1 protein-coding gene is annotated in these 687 nt (G+C 44.8%); it reads right to left on the reverse strand.

Going from position 1 to position 687, the window contains the following annotated elements; translation table 11 throughout:
* Positions 1–125: 125 nt before the first annotated feature.
* A partial coding sequence (locus tag Xets_RS14140) for an IS982 family transposase (protein ID WP_255430656.1) occupies positions 126–687 on the reverse strand: 562 nt, incomplete at its 5' end.

Here is a 687-nt window from a genome sequence, read left to right on the forward strand (position 1 = left end):
AAAACTAAGCGTCAGAAAGCAGGATGGGATAATAGTTACATGCTGAAAGTCCTCACGGTGGGTTTTACGTCAGTATAATTTAGACCCGTTTGCCCTGAGGACGATTATGACTTATCTTGATTTGCTTAAGTGAGCGGTATTAGTACACTACGGTGTCTTGAATGTTCTATTTGAGAGATGTTTTTCAGCTGTTCAATCACTGTCTCGATGAGAAAACGCTGCCTTAACATCAGCCTGTCCCAACGCGATAACGCTTTGGCTTTCATATTATTACGAATATTTGTGACTAAGGTAATCCCTTCTGCGGCAAGCTCATCACACAGTGCCTGTGAAAGATAACCTTTATCGCCATATACATGTCCGGTTACCCCCTTCAATAGTGTCTTAACCGGTTGACGATCATCCGTATTACCGGGCGTCAATTTGACCGCTAAAAGTGCCCCGCAATCATCGATAAGCAAATGAAGTTTAAAACCATAAAACCAGCCAGTACTGGTTTTTCCCCGGCGGGCTACGCCGTCAAAGACCCGGTTTCGGGGAATACGCAGGTTATGGCAGACCGCTATTTTGGTTAAGTCAATAAACGCAAGGCCTGCGGTTTGGCTTTGACGTGATGACAGGAATGTGCACAGGGGAATAAGTGCTCTTTTTTTCAACGTAAGCATACGGGTATAACTGACTACCCCC

It is taken from the genome of Xenorhabdus sp. TS4, assembly GCF_014467265.1.
Classification (GTDB): Bacteria; Pseudomonadota; Gammaproteobacteria; order Enterobacterales; family Enterobacteriaceae; genus Xenorhabdus; species Xenorhabdus ehlersii.